The organism is Pontixanthobacter gangjinensis, assembly GCF_009827545.1.
Classification (GTDB): domain Bacteria; phylum Pseudomonadota; class Alphaproteobacteria; order Sphingomonadales; family Sphingomonadaceae; genus Pontixanthobacter; species Pontixanthobacter gangjinensis.
This window is the reverse complement of sequence record NZ_WTYS01000001.1, coordinates 272147-288788: the sequence shown is the minus strand read 5'-3', so window position 1 is coordinate 288788 and position 16642 is coordinate 272147. Positions and strand designations below refer to the sequence as shown.

General features: G+C 55.2%; 18 protein-coding genes. 7 read left to right on the top strand and 11 right to left on the bottom strand.

From position 1 onward, the window contains the following. Window positions 1-48 precede the first annotated feature (48 nt). The 7 genes from GRI36_RS13990 (at window position 49) to GRI36_RS01365 (ending at window position 6899) form a co-directional block, all read left to right on the top strand. Window positions 49-840, top strand: coding sequence for a cold-shock protein (locus tag GRI36_RS13990; protein ID WP_160596840.1), 792 nt, complete (start codon window positions 49-51; stop codon window positions 838-840). 154 nt (window positions 841-994) lie between these two features. Then, window positions 995-2185, top strand: a complete 1191-nt coding sequence (locus GRI36_RS01390; RefSeq protein WP_160596839.1) for an aspartate aminotransferase family protein — start codon at window positions 995-997, stop codon at window positions 2183-2185. After that, on the top strand, window positions 2185-3114 hold the full coding sequence (gene argF / locus GRI36_RS01385; RefSeq protein WP_160596838.1) for an ornithine carbamoyltransferase: 930 nt from the start codon (window positions 2185-2187) through the stop codon (window positions 3112-3114). Before GRI36_RS01390 ends, argF begins: the two co-directional genes overlap by 1 nt. 58 nt (window positions 3115-3172) lie before the next feature. Further along, on the top strand, window positions 3173-4066 hold the full coding sequence (gene hslO, locus GRI36_RS01380) for an Hsp33 family molecular chaperone HslO (RefSeq protein WP_160596837.1): 894 nt from the start codon (window positions 3173-3175) through the stop codon (window positions 4064-4066). Between the two features lie 78 nt (window positions 4067-4144). Then, window positions 4145-4567, top strand: coding sequence for a hypothetical protein (locus GRI36_RS01375; RefSeq protein ID WP_235902129.1), 423 nt, complete (start codon window positions 4145-4147; stop codon window positions 4565-4567). A gap of 63 nt (window positions 4568-4630) precedes the next feature. Further along, on the top strand, window positions 4631-5326 hold the full coding sequence (queC, locus tag GRI36_RS01370; protein ID WP_160596836.1) for a 7-cyano-7-deazaguanine synthase QueC: 696 nt from the start codon (window positions 4631-4633) through the stop codon (window positions 5324-5326). Further along, window positions 5316-6899, top strand: coding sequence for a spinster family MFS transporter (locus GRI36_RS01365; RefSeq protein WP_160596835.1), 1584 nt, complete (start codon window positions 5316-5318; stop codon window positions 6897-6899). The genes queC and GRI36_RS01365 overlap by 11 nt, the downstream gene beginning before the upstream one ends. A gap of 21 nt (window positions 6900-6920) precedes the next feature. On the opposite strand, the gene GRI36_RS01360 is transcribed toward GRI36_RS01365, so the two are convergent. The 11 genes from GRI36_RS01360 to GRI36_RS01310 form a co-directional block, all read right to left on the bottom strand. Then, a complete protein-coding gene (locus GRI36_RS01360; RefSeq protein WP_160596834.1) occupies window positions 6921-7472 on the bottom strand; it encodes a superoxide dismutase family protein in 552 nt (183 codons plus the stop codon). Between the two features lie 89 nt (window positions 7473-7561). After that, a complete protein-coding gene (locus tag GRI36_RS01355; protein ID WP_160596833.1) occupies window positions 7562-8686 on the bottom strand; it encodes an OmpA family protein in 1125 nt (374 codons plus the stop codon). Between the two features lie 191 nt (window positions 8687-8877). After that, window positions 8878-9339 carry a DUF2793 domain-containing protein gene (locus GRI36_RS01350; RefSeq protein ID WP_160596832.1) on the bottom strand — a complete coding sequence of 154 codons (462 nt, stop codon included), beginning with the start codon at window positions 9337-9339 and terminating at the stop codon, window positions 8878-8880. A gap of 60 nt (window positions 9340-9399) precedes the next feature. Next, window positions 9400-11586 carry a GTA baseplate fiber-binding domain-containing protein gene (locus tag GRI36_RS01345; RefSeq protein WP_160596831.1) on the bottom strand — a complete coding sequence of 729 codons (2187 nt, stop codon included), beginning with the start codon at window positions 11584-11586 and terminating at the stop codon, window positions 9400-9402. 4 nt (window positions 11587-11590) lie between these two features. Further along, a complete protein-coding gene (locus GRI36_RS01340) occupies window positions 11591-12004 on the bottom strand; it encodes an NlpC/P60 family protein (protein WP_160596830.1) in 414 nt (137 codons plus the stop codon). Then, window positions 12001-12816, bottom strand: a complete 816-nt coding sequence (locus GRI36_RS01335) for a DUF2163 domain-containing protein (protein ID WP_160596829.1) — start codon at window positions 12814-12816, stop codon at window positions 12001-12003. Before GRI36_RS01335 ends, GRI36_RS01340 begins: the two co-directional genes overlap by 4 nt. Next, window positions 12813-15134, bottom strand: a complete 2322-nt coding sequence (locus GRI36_RS01330) for a DUF2460 domain-containing protein (protein ID WP_160596828.1) — start codon at window positions 15132-15134, stop codon at window positions 12813-12815. The genes GRI36_RS01335 and GRI36_RS01330 overlap by 4 nt, the downstream gene beginning before the upstream one ends. 14 nt (window positions 15135-15148) lie before the next feature. Continuing rightward, window positions 15149-15727: a tail tape measure protein gene (locus GRI36_RS01325; RefSeq protein WP_160596827.1), complete on the bottom strand. Its 579-nt coding sequence runs from the start codon at window positions 15725-15727 to the stop codon at window positions 15149-15151. Further along, on the bottom strand, window positions 15720-15914 hold the full coding sequence (locus GRI36_RS01320; protein ID WP_160596826.1) for a phage tail assembly chaperone: 195 nt from the start codon (window positions 15912-15914) through the stop codon (window positions 15720-15722). The genes GRI36_RS01325 and GRI36_RS01320 overlap by 8 nt, the downstream gene beginning before the upstream one ends. Further along, complete coding sequence (locus GRI36_RS01315) at window positions 15911-16225, bottom strand: gene transfer agent family protein (RefSeq protein ID WP_160596825.1); 315 nt, start codon at window positions 16223-16225, stop codon at window positions 15911-15913. The genes GRI36_RS01320 and GRI36_RS01315 overlap by 4 nt, the downstream gene beginning before the upstream one ends. After that, window positions 16222-16641, bottom strand: a complete 420-nt coding sequence (locus GRI36_RS01310) for a phage major tail protein, TP901-1 family (RefSeq protein ID WP_160596824.1) — start codon at window positions 16639-16641, stop codon at window positions 16222-16224. The genes GRI36_RS01315 and GRI36_RS01310 overlap by 4 nt, the downstream gene beginning before the upstream one ends. Between the last annotated feature and the right edge of the window lies 1 nt (window position 16642).

Below are 16642 nucleotides of genomic sequence, written 5' to 3'. Positions count from 1 at the left end.
GCTTCCTGATTGCACATTGGGCGAAGATACGAAGGTACGATTTAGATTATGGGTTATGATAAAGGGCGCCGTGGTCGGGGCCGTGATAAGCGCGACGGTTTTGGAGAAGATAGTTTCGATCCGTTCGGCGGTGGCGGCGGCAATAGTTTTGGCGGCGGCGACAGTTATGGCGGCGGTGGAGGTGATCGCTTCGGCGGCGGCAATCGCGGCGGCGGTGGCGGTGATCGCTTCGGCGGCGGCAATCGTGGCGGCGGTGGCGGCGGCGGCGGTTTTCGTCAAGGCGGCGCAGGGGCCGGTGCAGCCGGCGGTGCGAGCCGTATGCCCGCACAGGTCGTGGGAACCGGCAAAGGCGTTGTGAAATTCTTCAACGGCGACAAGGGCTTCGGCTTCATTCAACAAGAAGGTGGCGGCGAAGACGTTTTCGTTCACATCAGCGCGGTTGAACGTGCAGGCCTCTCCGGCCTCGCAGAAGGTCAGGGCCTTGAATATAATCTGGTTGATCGTGGCGGGAAGACTTCGGCGCAAGACCTTCAAGTTGTCGGCGATGTTATCGAAGTTGCAGCAAGCAGCGGCGGCGGTGATCGCAGCGAGCGCAGTGCTGCTCCTCAACGCGAACTCACCGGCGAAAAAGCAACTGGCACGGTCAAGTTCTTTAATGCCATGAAGGGTTTCGGCTTTCTCGTGCGTGATGATGGCCAGCCCGATGCATTTGTGCATATCAGCGCGGTCGAACGTTCTGGCCTGACGGCAATCAACGAAGGCGAGCGTTACCAGTTCGACCTTGAAGTTGACCGACGAGGCAAGCACTCGGCAGTCAACCTTTCACCTGCGGAAAGTTGATCGCAGATAATTGACTGCCGGCGTTTGCAATCCGTCCGATTTGACGGGCAAGAGCAAATGCATAGACATTATGAATGGCGGCTCCTTTGGGGTCGCCATTTGTCGTTTGTGTCCCTAAGTTTGGTGCAATTTTTTCAAATCAGGAAGTTTCGTAATGGCCATCACCCCGCTCATGCCCGTCTATCCACGCTGCGGCGTTCGCCCGGTGCGCGGGGAGCATTGCCATCTGATTGACGAGGACGGCACGCGCTATCTCGATTTCGCCAGCGGTATCGCGGTGAATCTGCTCGGCCATTCGCACCCAGGACTAATCGGAGCCATCCAGAAGCAGGCCGAGACATTGATGCATGTCTCTAACCTTTATGGCAGTCCGCAGGGTGAGAAGCTGGCCCAAATGCTGGTAGACAACACTTTTGCAGACACGGTGTTTTTCACCAATTCGGGCGCGGAGGCGGTTGAAACGGCGATTAAGGCTGTGCGGGCATATCACCAATCAGCTGGTAATGAGCACAGGTACGAGATCATCACCTTCACAAATGCTTTCCATGGCCGGACCATGGCCACAATCAGCGCGTCTAACCAGACCAAGATGCACCATGGTTTCATGCCATTGCTTGAAGGATTCAAATATTGCGAGTTTGACGATTTGGAGATGGCGAAATCGTTGATCGGACCAAATACTGCAGGTTTCCTGGTCGAACCGATTCAGGGTGAAGGCGGGATCCGTCCGGCCTCTGAGGAATTCATGAAAGGCCTTCGCGCATTGGCGGACGAGCACGATCTGATGCTTGCGCTCGACGAGGTTCAGTGCGGCGTTGCGCGCACAGGCACACTATATGCCTATGAGCAATATGGCATCCTTCCCGACATCGTCGCGACCGCGAAGGGCATCGGAGGAGGGTTCCCGCTTGGTGCTTGTCTGGCGACCGAGAAGGCTGCACGCGGGATGACATTTGGCACACATGGCTCGACCTATGGCGGCAATCCGCTGGCAATGGCTGCGGGCACTGCCGTTATGGAAGCGGTCGCAAATGAGGAATTCCTCGCCAGCGTGCGTGACAAGGGTGAACGGATTCGCGCACGCCTCGAACAATTTATCGGCAACTACCCTGATTTGTTCGAGCTTGTTCGCGGGAAGGGTCTGATGCTTGGCCTCAAGATGAAAGTCGAAGCCCGTCCGTTTTTCGTCCATCTGCGCGACAACCACGAATTGCTGATGGTGGCGGCTGGCGACAACACCCTGCGTTTGCTGCCGCCGCTGGTGATCGGTGATGAAGAGATCGAAGAATTTTTCGAAAAACTGTCGGCGGGTGCAGCTGACTACGAAATTCCCGAGGCGACATAGTGACTATTCGCCATTTTCTCGATTTGTCCGATGCGGGCACAGATGCTTTGGCCACAATGTTAGGAGACGCGCACGAACGCAAGATTGCGCGTGTTTCTTCGCCGAAAGGTAAGGCTGACTCGGACAAGCCGCTGGAAGGCCATGTGCTGGCAATGATCTTCGAGAAGAATTCAACGCGAACGCGAGTCAGCTTCGATATGGCGATGCGTCAATTGGGCGGAAGTGCAGTCATTCTGGAAGCGGGAACCAGTCAGCTCGGCCGGGGCGAAAGCATCGCTGATACGGCGCGAGTTCTGAGTCGGATGGCGGATGCAATCATGATCCGCACTGGCGATCATGCAAAGATTGAAGAGATGGCGCGCTTTGCCACTGTGCCGGTGATCAATGGCCTAACCGACCGGTCGCATCCGTGCCAGATAGTTGCCGACCTTTTGACCATTCTTGAAAACAAGAAGCCTTTGCCGGGCCTGGAGGTTGCATGGTTCGGTGATGGCAATAACGTACTGCATTCGATTCTAGAGGCCGCGGCCCTGCTGAAGTTCAATGTGCGCGTTGCCACGCCTCTGGGATATGAGCCGGAACAAGAATTTGTCGATATGGCACGTGCCGCTGGCGCACGCATTGATTTAACCAGTGACGCGCAAGAGGCCGCTGGCGGGGCTGATGTTATCATTACTGATACGTGGATTTCCATGGGCCAGACGAATGCCGAGGACAAGCTTGCGGCGATGGCTCCATTTCAAGTGAACGAAGCGCTAATGGCGCATGCAAAAGATGATGCAATCTTTCTCCATTGCTTGCCTGCTCATGTTGGCGATGAGGTCAGTGAAGCTGTATTTGAGAGCGCCCAATCGCGGGTCTTTGACGAGGCTGAAAACCGCATTCACGCTCAAAAGTCGATCTTGCTTTGGGCTTTGGGGAAACTTTGAATTTTGCGATGTGGTGGCTTGGTCTGGCTTTCTTGACCACCCTACCCATATTCACAGAATGACCGACAATTCTGACACTTTCAGTGACCAACTACTTGGCTTCACACTGCCACATCGTGATGCTCGCGGCCGGACTGTTCGCATCGATGATGTGCTCGATACGATCCTGTCTGCCCATAATTACCCACCTGCGATTACGCATCTGCTTGCGGAGGCTCTTGTCCTGACAGCCTTGATCGGGAGTCTGCTGAAAGATGACACTGGGCAAATGACGATGCAGGCTCAGACGGACGGAGGCGTCGTACGATTGTTGGCGTGCGATTACCGCGCTGGGGAACTTCGCGGTTATGTCGATTTTGATCAAGATCGGCTGGACGATCTAGGCGCCAACCCTTCGCTTTTTGCCCTGTTTGGCAAAGGTTACCTTGCGATCACTTTCGACCAGCCCGGTGAAAAGGGGCGGTATCAGGGAATCGTGCCGCTAGAAGGCGAAAGCATCGCGCAAGCGTGTGAAAGCTATTTCATGCAGTCAGAACAATTGCCGACCTTAATCAAGGTCGGAATTCATTCTGGCCCAGATGGTTGCGTTGCAGCTGGGCTGCTCATTCAACACTTGCCCGACGGGGAAGATGGCAGAGAGCGGATTGAAGCAAGGCTTGATCACCCTGAATGGGACCATGTTTCTATTCTGGCCGGTACCATTCGTCACGATGAACTTCTCGACAAGGGTCTGTCGCTTGAAGCTATTATTTGGCGATTATTTCATGAGGAGAACGAGGTTCGCGTTTTGCAGGGTAACCGCCTAGAGCGTGGCTGTCGTTGCTCCATTGAACATTATCGGTCGGTCCTTTCCGGCTTTCCTGAATCAGAGCGAGCAGAAATGCGTGACGAAGCCGGATTTATCCAAGTGGATTGTGCGTTTTGTTCAAGGAAATTTCCCATCGCGGCTTAACGCTTCACCGCTGGCAAAGAACGCTTTGTCGATGGTCCGAGAATGTGCTATGGGTCACCCACAAGGATATTGTGTGATATGACTGCGAATTTGAGAACAGCTATTGGATTTTTGGGAAAAGCGGCCGTGGCGGCGACGCTCGCTGTTCCTTTTATGATGCCAGCCACCGCTCAGGCGCCGGCGCTTGCCATGCTTGATAATCTTGATCGGGGTCAGTGGGAATTACGCTATCGTGACGGCCGACCGTCGGAGAAAATCTGCGTGCGAACCGGCCGTGAGCTTATCCAGATAAGGCATCCGGGCCGTGCTTGTAATCGTACAGTGATTGAAGATTCGGCCCAAGAAGTTACCGTGCAATATTCTTGCCGGGGAGACGGCTATGGCCGAACCAGCATCCGGCGAGAGACTAGGTCGCTCGTTCAAATCGAAGCTCAGGGGATTGCCGGGACAAAGCAATTCGAGTTTACCGCTGAAGCACGCCGAACAGGTAACTGCCGATAAGTCTCGATCCCGAAAACAATAGTGGGATTGCAGAGCGGAGTTTTTCCGATTAGCCGGAAGCGCATGGCGACTTCATCATTAAAATGCCCGCGGCCCGCGGTAGTGCTGCTGTCTGGCGGTCTCGATTCAATGGTCTCAGCTGCGCTCGCGCGTGAGCAAGGCTATTCCCTGTTTGCTCTCACAATTGACTACGGTCAGCGGCACCGGATCGAAATTGAATCGGCCAAGACTATTGCGGCCAAACTGCAATGCGAACGGCATGTTATTCTACCGCTTGATTTGCGGGCATTCGGGGGGTCAGCTCTGACGGACGATATCGACGTGCCAAAAGGCGGGGTCGGCCAAGACATTCCGATTACGTATGTTCCAGCCCGTAATCTGGTGTTCTTATCGCTGACTTTGGCATGGGCCGAAGTAACAGGTGCGCAGGACATTTTTATCGGGGTTAACGCGCTCGATTACTCCGGCTATCCCGATTGCAGACCGGAATTCATCAGCAGTTTCGCTGAGACGGCTCGCTTGGGCACAAAATCTGGAGTGGAGGGCGCGCCGTTTACTATTCACACCCCATTGCAGGATCTTACTAAGGCGGGAATTGCCGTCGAGGCAGATCGGCTTGGACTGGATACCAGCCTGAGCTGGTCTTGTTACGACCCATCGGTAGAAGGATTGGCCTGCGGGGTTTGCGATAGCTGCAGATTGCGGCAAAAGGGCTTTTCCGAAGCAGGCCTGGAAGATGGAACCGTTTATGCCGAATGATAGTAGCGTAGTTGCCAAACCCGAGACTGATGGTGAAGCGAAGAAAGTTCCCGCCTACAGCTGGTACGCGCTGGGTATTTTGGTTCTCATCTACATTTTGAATTTCGTAGACCGCAATATTCTATCGATCTTGGCTGAAGATATTAAAGCCGATTTGAACATCGGTGATGATGATTTGGGCTTTCTTTATGGAACAGCCTTCGGAGTGTTTTACGCCTTGTTTGGCATTCCGCTGGGCAAGCTTGCAGACAATTGGCACCGGGTCCGCTTGATGACGATAGGTCTCGCGCTATGGTCTGCCATGACCGCGCTGTCCGGTTTTGCGCGTAGCTTCGGCGCGCTGAGTGTCGCGAGGATCGGGGTTGGCGTGGGTGAAGCAACAGCCAGTCCTGCGGCCTATTCCCTCATCTCTGATTGGTTTCCCAAGCGGATGCGCGCCACTGCTCTCGCGATTTATTCATCGGGCCTATATATCGGCGGCGGTGTTTCATTGTTGATTGGCGGATTAATCGTGGAGCGGTGGAACTCCGCTTATCCTGATGGGGGTGCCTTTAATCTCGCTGGCTGGCAAGCAGCGTTTATCGCCGTTGGTCTTCCAGGTCTGCTGCTTGCAGCGCTGGTGTTTACCTTGCGTGAGCCGATCCGGGGACAAGTTGATGGCATCGTTACAGATCCTGTCAAAGACCCCTTCCGCGGCTTTGTCCAAGAATTGTTCGCGATCATTCCGCCATTTACAGTGCTGCAAGCAGCCCAGCATGGTTCTCGGGCGTTGGTCACCAATTTGATTGGCGCTGCAGTCATTTCAGCCGTCGCCTATTTGTTGATCCTCGTTACTGGTGACTGGCGCCAATGGATCGCGGTTGCAATCGGATATTATGCTGTGTTTTCGTGGGCAACCACGCTCAAGCGTCGCGATCCGCCAACCTTTGCTTTGATCTGGGGATCTCCGGCATTCTTATGCACAATCCTTGGGTACGGGATGGTCGCATTTGCATCCTACTCTGTCACCTTTTGGGCGGCCCCATATGCGATCCGTGTTCTTGGCGAAGCGCCAAGCATGGTTGGCTTTTGGATCGGCGGGCCAGGGGCGGTTGCAGGCTTCTTGGGCGTGATCATTGGTGGCCGTGTTGCTGATTGGCTCCGCGAACGTAATCCTGCCGGCCGCATATTGGTCATTCTATTCGGGGTTCTTGCTCCGGTTATCCCATTGATCGTGGCATTCAATACCTCGAATGTTGCGCTGTTTTATGTCCTGAGTTTCGTCCTTAGCCTGTTTGCAAGCTCGGCCTTGGGCGCTGCGGCGGCAACGTCTCAGGATTTAGTTCTTCCCCGTATGAGAGGTACCGCTACTGCAACATTCTTCCTGTCCACAACGCTCATCGGTCTGGCGCTTGGACCATATCTAGCGGGTCAAGTGTCTGTCATGACAGGCAGCCTCTCAACTGGGGTGCTTTCACTGTTGATAGCTGCGCCAATCGGAACGGTACTTCTGATTGCAGCCTATCGGTTGGTGCCCACAGCCGAATTGACTTTGATTGAACGAGCGAAAGCCGCTGGTGAAGTCATCGGATAAGAGGGTGATGTCTGGGATTGGCTAAGGCCGGACTAGCACCGCACAAGCGACGCGAGGTCCGGCGGCACCAGTAGGATCTGTCAGATAGTCGTCGGGCTCGGCGTGAATCATGACGGCCGTACCATCTTCATCGAATATCCAGGCCAGCACTTGTTCTGCGTGATTTGTGAACTTTGCGGTCAACATAGATTGGCCCGCTTCATTCGTAATCAAATTGGGTAGGTCGCCGAGGTGGCTGCCGCCTTCTGATTTTGATCCATGGCTCCTGTCCAGTGGATTTAGATGACCACCAGCAGACTTGAAGTCCGGGCTCTCGCAAGAGCCTGTCTGGTGAAGATGAAACCCGCGCTGCCCGGCTGTCAGGCCGCTTATCTTTGCGGACAATCGCACCTGTCCTGTCGTTTCGGTCAGCTGAACTTCGCCGATTGCTTCACCATTGGCATTCTTGAAGGTTCCTGTGGCGACGGTTTTCGAGAAGGCATCGTCCTCGCCAGTCGGCGCAACTTGCTGCCCTGCGCAGGCGGATAAGAACGTTAAAGCCAGAAGGGCTAAGGGGATTTTCGCAAATGTCATGCCGGTCTCCATAAGGCTTTCTGGAGGTATAACAAAAAAGGGGCCGGATTGCTCCGGCCCCTTCCAAGATTATTTTCGCGTAAGCGAACTTACATGCCGGAGCCCGGACCGTAAGTTACTTCCACACGACGGTTCTGCAATTCGCGAACACCGTCAGCAGTTGGAACGCGCAGTGCGCTTTCACCAAATGCTTCACTTGAAATCCGGCTGGTCGGAATTCCGCGACCTGCAAGATAGTTAGTGACCGATTCGTTACGACGCTCGGAAAGTCCGACGTTGTAAGTCTTCGCGCCGGACGCATCAGCGTGACCAGCGAGCATGACCGAAGCCATTCCGCAGTTTGCATAGGCCGAAACAGCGCTGTTCAGAATTGTGGCAGCTTCCGGAGTGATATCCGACTGATCCCATTCAAAGAACACGATGTAAGGGCCTTTGTTGCATGGCGGCGGAGGCGGCGGTGCAACTGGCGCTGGTGGTGGTGGAGGCGTGCGTACTGGTGGAGGAGGCGCCATCGGTACTGGCGGCGGAGGCGGAGCCTCACCACCGAAGTTGTATGTCAGCGTACCGAGCAGCGAGTGCGAACGGAACTTGCCATCGAGATCACGTCCGAAGCGATCAACGATGCTGACGCTTTCTGCAGTGAACAAGCGATAACGAAGGCCAACATCCCAGCTGTCGCTCAAAGGTGCGCGAACACCGGCGAGAACTTGCCATGCGAAGCCGGTATCCGAATCGTTGAAGGCATCACAAGCGCGTGGGTTAGCACAAGCTTGAGCATCGGTACGGGCAACGCCCACACCGCCGCCAGCAAAGCCTTGGAGACCATCATCGTCACCGAAGTCGAACAGACCGTTGACCATGAAGCTAAGTACATTCACGTCACCAGCAGCAGGATAAGTGCCTGGGGGCGTTACGGTGTTAACCCGTGGAAGTCCGATCGAATCTGCAGACAGATTATCGATATCGCCTTCGCGGTAGCTGGTTTCGGCTTCGAGGCGGAAAGCACCGAAGTCATAACCAACGGCACCACCGAAGTCGTAACCTTCTTGAGTGTCAGCAATAATATTGCCAGCACCATCGTTTACATCAAAAGCGACATCTTCAATGAGCATTGGGCCGCCACCGACCTCGACATACCATTGACCGTCGCGGGCGAGCGCAGGCGAAGCAAGGGCCGTTGAGGCCAGCGCCATGCCTATGACGAGTTTCCGCATTATGTAGTTCCCCTTTAATAGCGAAATTGAGCCACCGAGTGGCAGTTTTCTAACTTTTCCTCGTAGGAGAGGCAAGAGTTCAATCGTTGCAAACTGTTGCATGAAAGCCTCTCTTTACCATTTGGAGCCTTAAATTTGATCACGCTCCTCATCCTGACACCACCTAAACGGTGATGCCTAGCAATTGGTTCCTACTCAATTGCCGAATAAATTCCTGCGATCTTAAGGCTTTCAACTAGACCTACGAAAGCTTCTCTTAGCTCCGCATCGACCGTTTGGCCACCCAAAGCTTCTTTTGGAGGGCTGGGTTTTTGCCATTGACCGTCGAAAACCGCGAATTGCTTCGATGCCTTATCAAAGATCTGCATACCTATCTGGGGCAGGATGTATAGCCAGCCGTCGACTTGATAGGCGGCAATTTGGGTGGCTCTTCCAGCCCAATCTCCCGTAGCGGATTCGGCAATGATCCAAGCCTGACCGCTCTGCGGGTCCGAGGGTGGAGAAAGCTCGGTGGCTTCAACAGCAGGGTGAAGCAAAAAGTCCGTCAGGGCATGGGCCTCGTTGACGAGAAATTCTTTTTGCGCCTGCCCGGCAAAGAGAAATGGCAAGCTAAAACGTGGTGTGGAGCTGGTGAACTGAACGGGGTCTGGCATAACAATGGTCCAATCTTACTATATTTTTGGAGAATTTCTGAATTGTTTCGCATTTGCGAATCAAGGCAACAATCCGAGCAGTAACGGTGATGACTGGCTGATTCGGCCAATTTGCTGGACCCACACCGCGTTTCCAGAATATCCGTTTATATCGGACTGAGTTAATTCAATTTCGGGAACAGCAGTAAGCCAATAGGCGACCGGATTATCACGAGCGCCAATTCCAACTCTGTATAATTCTTTTTCTTCGTTCAGAGGCACCTCAACATAATCGTGCCATGCCCAAGCTCCGCGGGAGCGGCGAATCCAAGATAGCCGGAGATCGCCATTTTCAAGCAGAGATATTCTCGGATGGACGGGGCTGAGCGGCTGGCTACTAATGCCGCGGCTATTGATCGGTGTGAGAACGGCATCGTCATCTCCTCTCCCTATCGCTGCGAGTAATATGCCGTGGTCCTCAGGTAATTGTTCCGCAGTGATCCGTACAAGATTGTCGTCCAGCAGAACTACGGGCTTGCCCTCGCTGTGGCCGGCCAGTGCCGCAGCCTCCGAGCCTGCCCGACCCCTGAGCAAACCGGTCAACCGCCAGTCGGTTTCTGACAATTGCACCGCTTCTTTGAATTGCAGTATCTCCGTGCCGACCAAAAGCCGGTTCTTGCCTTGCGCCAATTCCGCCTTCGAAACAGAATTGAGAAGCATTCCGTCGTGCTGCGTTTGGATATTGCAGGAGGCCTGCTGATTGAAGAGGATGGCGGGTGAGGCAGGCAGGCTAGTCAGCAAATGGCCGATGACCGACTGGCCCCTGCCGCTTGACCCAATTGGCACGAGTTGACCGGAATTATCGGAATATAAGGCGGCTCCGGTCCAATTCGGATTGCTTCCACTCACTGCCGCATAAACATGGGGCTCGTCCGGATTACCAATTCCATGCCAGGGCAATTCAAACGCACGGATTTGTGTTGGCGACGAAATAAGGTCTGGCGGCAACGCTGGAAGGCCAGGGTCTCCGGAACCCTCCGAAGCCGCGGTTAGCTGAACAGGCAATTTGCGCTGCAAGTCCAACTCAATGCCTCGTTCCCGCCACTCCCACCCTGACAATACCCAAAGGCCGTCGATACCAGGAGCTCGCACAATCGCGCCAGGAATCAGAGACGCGTCTAATTCCGCAATGCGCCAGCGCAACCGGTCTGGCGTCCATTTTGCTCTGGCTGAAGCTTGGTTGACCAAGAAACGAGCCGAGTCCGCTCCTAGCGCGCCGGGGAATTCCAAAACTTCATTGCCTGATGAATTTGAACGCCCTTCCGGCCTTTGAATGCCGATCTGATAATCGCGGCCTGTGTCATAGTACCTGATCGCGTTCGGCCGGCTGTTACTTCCAATCTGGCGTTCACGCGTTGAGCCTTCAGCACCGCCAAAATCATTTTCCTCCCAAGCGGAGGCCGGCGGCGGAAGTATAATTGGAGTTAAGCCGTGCGCGCTTGCTTCGCTCAGGTTAAATTCGTCGCCGCTAGAATCACTCGTTAAAGGATACAAATAATCGATGACGCCGAGTGTACCAAGCAAGCTACCTCCCTCGTAGCTAATGCCCGAGACGTCTTTCAACTTGCGTGTGCTGCGGGCGCCGGACACGAGCGGATCTACAATATCCGAGAGCGCAAGAGTGCCTTCGTCGGCAATTACTTCGAAGGTTAAAGCAGGGATCCGGTTTCCAAAATCTTCAAGCTGCAAATCCTCGAACACAACATAAGCGCAGTGGCGATATGCAGGGCAGCTCGCCCCGAGTGCAGACATCAGAAGAGGGTCTTGGCTTTGGTCTCCGTATCCTTCGTAGACCCGAAGCGAACCGGGGGTCTTGAGGTCACCTGCTGCACCGCGGAGCAAATTACCATCGGCCCATATCCTGCCAATTCCGCCAATGGGGCGGCTGGCAATGGCGACTGCGAAGGAAGAGGAATAGCTGTACTCGGTGGTTTTCGGCTTGCCTTTACCGCCGCTGCTAGACTCCCGATTTTCTTGTAAGTCGGTTGCCCAGATGATCGATCCAGAGGTGCGCATCCGGCCGTAATGCTTGCCGATCGGTGTCCCATATGTTGAAGTAGTGATGGCCAATTCTTTCAAACGCGGGCCTTCGCGCGATCCATTACCAATTATTGCGCCATCGATCTGGCGGCCGGCCAAGGCGCCAATTGCACCGCCCAATGGCCCGCCAAACATCGTTCCAAGTGCGCCTAGAACCAAAGTTGCCATGGTCTCAGCCTTTCTCTTCTAATCTCAGAATCGCCCATATCGGCCATGTGACCGGTCCAGGCATGGTCACAATCTCGCGCAAACTGGCATGGGCGTGCACGAATCCACCGCGAGCCTGTGCAACGAGGAAATGGAGCTGTGCGGGACCAGGCTTAACCACCACCAAGTCGCCAAGAAAGATGCCATTCTTGGCTGGCTTAAACCCGGCAAGACAAGCTGTTTTCAGAACAAATGAGTAGTCTGAATTGCGCAGCGCATATTTGGGTAGCTGTGGTCTAGGCAGCCCGGCGATCTTGAGCGATTCGTTTATTAATCCCACACAGTCGAGGCCCGAATGCGGGTCTCGACCATGCAATCTGAAGGGTGTGCCGACCAACGAGACCGCAGCTTTGGCGAATTTGTTCGCAACATAACTCATTGCGGCAAAGGATACCGGGCAAGCAGATCATTGCCGGGCAGATGAGGTTCACCCTGAAAATTGATTGCGTTGCTGAAACGGTCACCGCATGTCGCCAGCGTGTGGTTGCAGCCTTCTAGTAACCGGGCTCGATTTCCCGGGGCTATATCGACTGCGAGCGGACGGTCGAGGATCAAGCCCTCGACCGTCAAATCAATGATCTGCGTTCGTAAACCGCACTGCATCCCATTAAACCAGCGCAGCTCACCACCGACAAAAAGAGCTTGATCGATAGCAGCGAAACTTACGGCATTGCGTTCAATATCGACCGAACTAACGATTGCTTCGATCATGTATTTCGAAGCAGAAAGCGTACATCCGGCTCCGCAAAACTGTGCCCGGCAAGTTGGGCTGGTTCGCGGGACATAATCTATATTGAGCGCCGCCTTGGCGGAATGAAGCTCCGCGACGAACCCACCGCTTTCTTCTTTCACCGGTCCTAACGTACCGTGATATAGAGTCGCGCGGTCGAGCGTTTCCCAATTCACAGCGCCGATCTGGATGCTGGCAGAATCATAACGCCCTTCGGCCAAATCTGCCGAGCGGATGGCCGAATGGGTCAGCACTCCTTGAACCTCGGCGCTATCGGGTGACAGATCCGCTGATTTGTAGATCGCGCTTGGCAGCATTCCGGGAGCAGCACGGTGAAGCACGCCATCAAATCGCAAATCACGATTATGGCTGGTAAAGCCCAGAGAGACGCCGTCGTTACGCATAATTCGCCAGAATGTTGCGACACCTTCCAGCTCGGTGCGAAAGAATACCGGGCTCATGACGCCTCGCGAATTTCGACCAGCGGCACAGATGGTGCCTCGCCGGCTGCGAAATTTGCACCGCTCACATCGAGCCGGTCTTCTGCGAAGCGAACAGGAACATCGAACAAGAAACCAGCACGAATTTCGGCACCTTGCGGCGGGGCCTGAGTGAACTCGACTGTGCCACCAGTCTGGTATGTCCACTCGTCCACTGGAACGCCGTCCACGCTTACCAGCAGTGTTTCCACTCGCACTCTGCTGATTGGCCGAATTTGGGGCTCATCTCCGGCACCATATGACTTGATCAGGGCAAAACTCGCAGCATTGCCATCGCCAATGCCCAGCAACTGGTCTGATGGCGAAGGTTGGCCGGTCATAAGATTAGAGCTGAAATCGAACGGATCGGTTAAGCGAAACCCGCGTGCTGCGCCCCGCCTTGCACGGAAAAACTGGATCAGCGTGCCGAGTTCTTGCTCGGAACGGATTCCGGGACCGACATCGAAATGCAATCGGGCATCGGACCACAAGGAATTGCGCCGTTCATGGCCCGAAGCAGTTACCGCAACTGAAGTCGAGAATTCTGGACTAACCCCGGTGTCACGGCCCAGAGCGAGCGGATAAAGCACATCATCAAAAGCTTTCACGGGATTTTCCTCGGATGTGGCGAGGCGGGTGTAGCCATCGCGGGTGATTTGCGGCAGCGCCCAAACAAAGCGCTGTTCAATGCCGCGCTGGGCGGCTTCATCAAGACCTGCGTCTATGCGTGTCCAAAAATCCTCGGCATCAGCTGGGTCGAGCACGAAGCCCGACAAATAGTCTTGCTCTTCAACCGGATACCCCAATCGCGCATCGAATTCGGCATAGGCGGCCCGCCGCTGTGCATCCGCGCCTGATGTTAGCCAGTCATAATCTTCCAACTGCAGCCGGTCGAAAGCGGGCCTCGCCCAGCCTAACGGGACATTGGCTCGTTTAAGCTCGGGCATTTCCGGATCGAGAATGGTCGGGGTGAACGCGAGCAGTAGAATTTCGGCTGGTCCATTTGCAGCGCCGCGAACCGCTTGCGCAAGATCGGCGGTCGATTCGGCCAAAATTGCCCCAGCTTGATCGAGCAGAGCTGTCTGGGCCGGGTCAAGGTTGCCCCGCATTGACGCGATAATCGGCGGACTGCCGCCAAATTCAGCAATCGCAGCGGCATCGTACATGCACGGCTTATGGTCTGCGGTGATCCACCACCACGGTTCTCCGATCTGGAACAGCACCGGGAGTCCGGAATTTTGCATCAGTGCCGTAAATATCGCGGCAACCGATTGCAGCCAGCCCATCGCTTCGCCGTTTGCGGGTGATAGTAAAGCGGAAGGTGGATCCCAACCTGTTCGGCCAGCCTCGCCATCATGCGCAATTTGCTGCCAGCTTTGCGGACAATGCTCAGCAAGGACCTCGTAGGATAATGAGCAAATCGGCTGGAGACCTTGCTCTAAGCATATGGTGAAGAAAGAGATGTGCCACCGGAATGCAGGTCGGCTTATCGTCCCGTCACCAGCGACAATCAGCCGTCCTTCGCCGGGCTCAAGCCTGAAGAAGTGGCTCATTCCTAAATAGTGAAGAATCCGCCCACGGTAGCCAAGCCCGCGGATATTGCGGAGTAGCCGCTCGGGCGTCAGATTGTACGAATCGTCATAGGCGGTGGCGATCTGTTCGCCATGTGGCGGGACCATCACATCACCAATTTCCAGCATCGGACGGTGTCCGTCGCAGGCGATTTCGGTGAGCTTGAGTGATGCGCTTGCCAATTCTGGCAACGGCGCAGTGCTATCGGCGACGTAGCCGGGCGGAACCAAAGAGATAAATATCCGGTCAATATCGGCCGGGTAGATAGCCTCGCCGGGTAGTCCGTAACCGCCCTCAAGCTTGGAAAATGGCAGGACAATATCGGCATTGTCTGGCGTACCCACGGCGTAATTCCACAAGCGGATGTACCAACTGCGCGGTTCGCCAGTTGCATCGCGGCCTTCAATAGTCAGCGTTGGACCGTTTGGTTGGTCGAGCGGAATTAATCCGTTCGATCGCCAATGAAACCTTAGGGTGGTTCGTGAATAATCCCTATCTGTAGAGTAAGCCAGCAGAGGGTGATCGTGCGTGTCTTCGCTTTCCCAAATCAATCCGCAAAGTTCACCCTCATGGTGAAACTCGCAATCAACTGTCAGCTTGTCGGCCCCCTGCGTTATGACCGAAGCCATCATCGGACGCGGGAAATTGACGGTCCAGAATCGCGGGTCGAACCGCTGGATGAAGTCGCTATCTTGTCCCCGTCTTCCACGGGCAAGCCAAAATGCCATGGTGCTGTCCTTTTTTAAACCGAAAGTGCGCGGCGAACGGCGCTGGCGACTTGGCGTGACGAGCGCTGCAAGGCTGTCGGTGAACTGGTGCCGCGTGGCTGGGAGAGTTGGATGGCGACGCGGACATCGCGCGACTTTCCGCCGCCATCGAGTGTCTCGACGCGTCCGGAACTGGTTGGAACAAACATCTCCGGCCCTCGCTCGCCTACTAGATAGCCTCGTCCCGGTGAAACGGGCCCGCCCGTTGCACGGCCCGGCAGGCCGAAGATCGAACCTACAATTCCGCCAAATATGCCGCCTATTCCGCCGGTGGAACCAGCACCTCCCCCGCCAAAGATCTGGTCAAGGCCAAGCTGCATTGCCTGCGATGCAATTTGATCCAGGGCCTGTGACGCGGCGCGTTTCAGATCGTCGAAACCGAGGCTTCCCTTACGAATGGCAGAGAGCAAGCTGTGCTCGAGCACATCGCCGGCTTTGCCAAAACCGCTGATCAGGTCGGTATCCACGCTTCGCCGCATTTCGCCAATATCTGCTGCAAAACCGCTGGTGCTTGCGCGCACCTCGATCAGCAATTGATCGATAGAATCATCCATGTTGTTCGCCCTCCAAAAGGCTGTTGAGCTCGGTTCGGGTGAGGGTGTCAGTCTCTGTGTCTGACGCGTTCAGCGACAAGACGAGATCTGCAGGGGTGGCATTCCAGAAGTCGCCAGGCCGCCAGCCTAAAACTTGCGCGGCGAGACCGGCGAGACGGATAGCGCTCTCACCGAAACACTGGTTCATCCGGCACCCTGCAATATCTGGATCAGGATTGCGCGAAGCGGCGCCGCACATTTCGCAAGGCCGCTTTCCAAGACCGCTTCGCCGATCTGATCCCGAGATATGCTGTTCTGTTGCTCAAGGCAGTGCCAAAACAAGGCGCTCATCTCTGACAGCTTCAACCGACCTTCGCCTGCGCGTTCTACCAAAGCAAACAGTGAGCCCAGCTCCTCTTCCGCTGCAACCAGCGCCGTAAAGCTAGGGCGCAGCAAATACTGCGACCCGTTCACCAAAATCGAGGCTTCTCCGCGGTGGGGATTGGCCGCGCCGCTCATGCAGGGAGCACCGCGCCGGAGCTTTCAAGCTGGAGTGTGTAATTGCGCTCGCCATTGAAATCGCCGGAGTAATCGAGCCGCTGAACCAGAAACCGTCCGAGCAATTTTTCGCCGTCTTCGAAAGACAGTTCGTAATCATCGACAGTTCCGGCCAATGCGTGGCCGCGGATTAGCGCCTCTGCAGTGCTGCCCAGAAATATGCCGCTTGCGCTGACCGAGACAGACCGTGTTCCGGCGCCCGACAACAGATCGCGCCAGCCGCCCGATTCCTTGTGCGTGACAATCACTGGGTCGCCATTGATCGACATTTGGGTGGTGCGAAGACCGGCGACGGTTTGATAAGTTACGGGTTGTCCCTCGCTGGCATTTCCGTCGCCTATTTTAAGCAAGAAGGCAGATCCTTTTTGAGCTGTCATG

Coding starts and splice junctions, on each gene's coding strand:
- GRI36_RS13990 (WP_160596840.1), top strand. CDS start 49: ATGGGTTATGATAAAGGGCGCCGTGGTCGGGGCCGTGATAAGCGCGAC.
- GRI36_RS01390 (WP_160596839.1), top strand. CDS start 995: ATGGCCATCACCCCGCTCATGCCCGTCTATCCACGCTGCGGCGTTCGC.
- hslO (WP_160596837.1), top strand. CDS start 3,173: ATGACCGACAATTCTGACACTTTCAGTGACCAACTACTTGGCTTCACA.
- GRI36_RS01375 (WP_235902129.1), top strand. CDS start 4,145: ATGACTGCGAATTTGAGAACAGCTATTGGATTTTTGGGAAAAGCGGCC.
- queC (WP_160596836.1), top strand. CDS start 4,631: ATGGCGACTTCATCATTAAAATGCCCGCGGCCCGCGGTAGTGCTGCTG.
- GRI36_RS01365 (WP_160596835.1), top strand. CDS start 5,316: ATGCCGAATGATAGTAGCGTAGTTGCCAAACCCGAGACTGATGGTGAA.
- GRI36_RS01360 (WP_160596834.1), bottom strand. CDS start 7,472: ATGACATTTGCGAAAATCCCCTTAGCCCTTCTGGCTTTAACGTTCTTA.
- GRI36_RS01355 (WP_160596833.1), bottom strand. CDS start 8,686: ATGCGGAAACTCGTCATAGGCATGGCGCTGGCCTCAACGGCCCTTGCT.
- GRI36_RS01350 (WP_160596832.1), bottom strand. CDS start 9,339: ATGCCAGACCCCGTTCAGTTCACCAGCTCCACACCACGTTTTAGCTTG.
- GRI36_RS01345 (WP_160596831.1), bottom strand. CDS start 11,586: ATGGCAACTTTGGTTCTAGGCGCACTTGGAACGATGTTTGGCGGGCCA.
- GRI36_RS01340 (WP_160596830.1), bottom strand. CDS start 12,004: ATGAGTTATGTTGCGAACAAATTCGCCAAAGCTGCGGTCTCGTTGGTC.
- GRI36_RS01335 (WP_160596829.1), bottom strand. CDS start 12,816: ATGAGCCCGGTATTCTTTCGCACCGAGCTGGAAGGTGTCGCAACATTC.
- GRI36_RS01330 (WP_160596828.1), bottom strand. CDS start 15,134: ATGGCATTTTGGCTTGCCCGTGGAAGACGGGGACAAGATAGCGACTTC.
- GRI36_RS01325 (WP_160596827.1), bottom strand. CDS start 15,727: ATGGATGATTCTATCGATCAATTGCTGATCGAGGTGCGCGCAAGCACC.
- GRI36_RS01320 (WP_160596826.1), bottom strand. CDS start 15,914: ATGAACCAGTGTTTCGGTGAGAGCGCTATCCGTCTCGCCGGTCTCGCC.
- GRI36_RS01315 (WP_160596825.1), bottom strand. CDS start 16,225: ATGAGCGGCGCGGCCAATCCCCACCGCGGAGAAGCCTCGATTTTGGTG.
- GRI36_RS01310 (WP_160596824.1), bottom strand. CDS start 16,641: ATGACAGCTCAAAAAGGATCTGCCTTCTTGCTTAAAATAGGCGACGGA.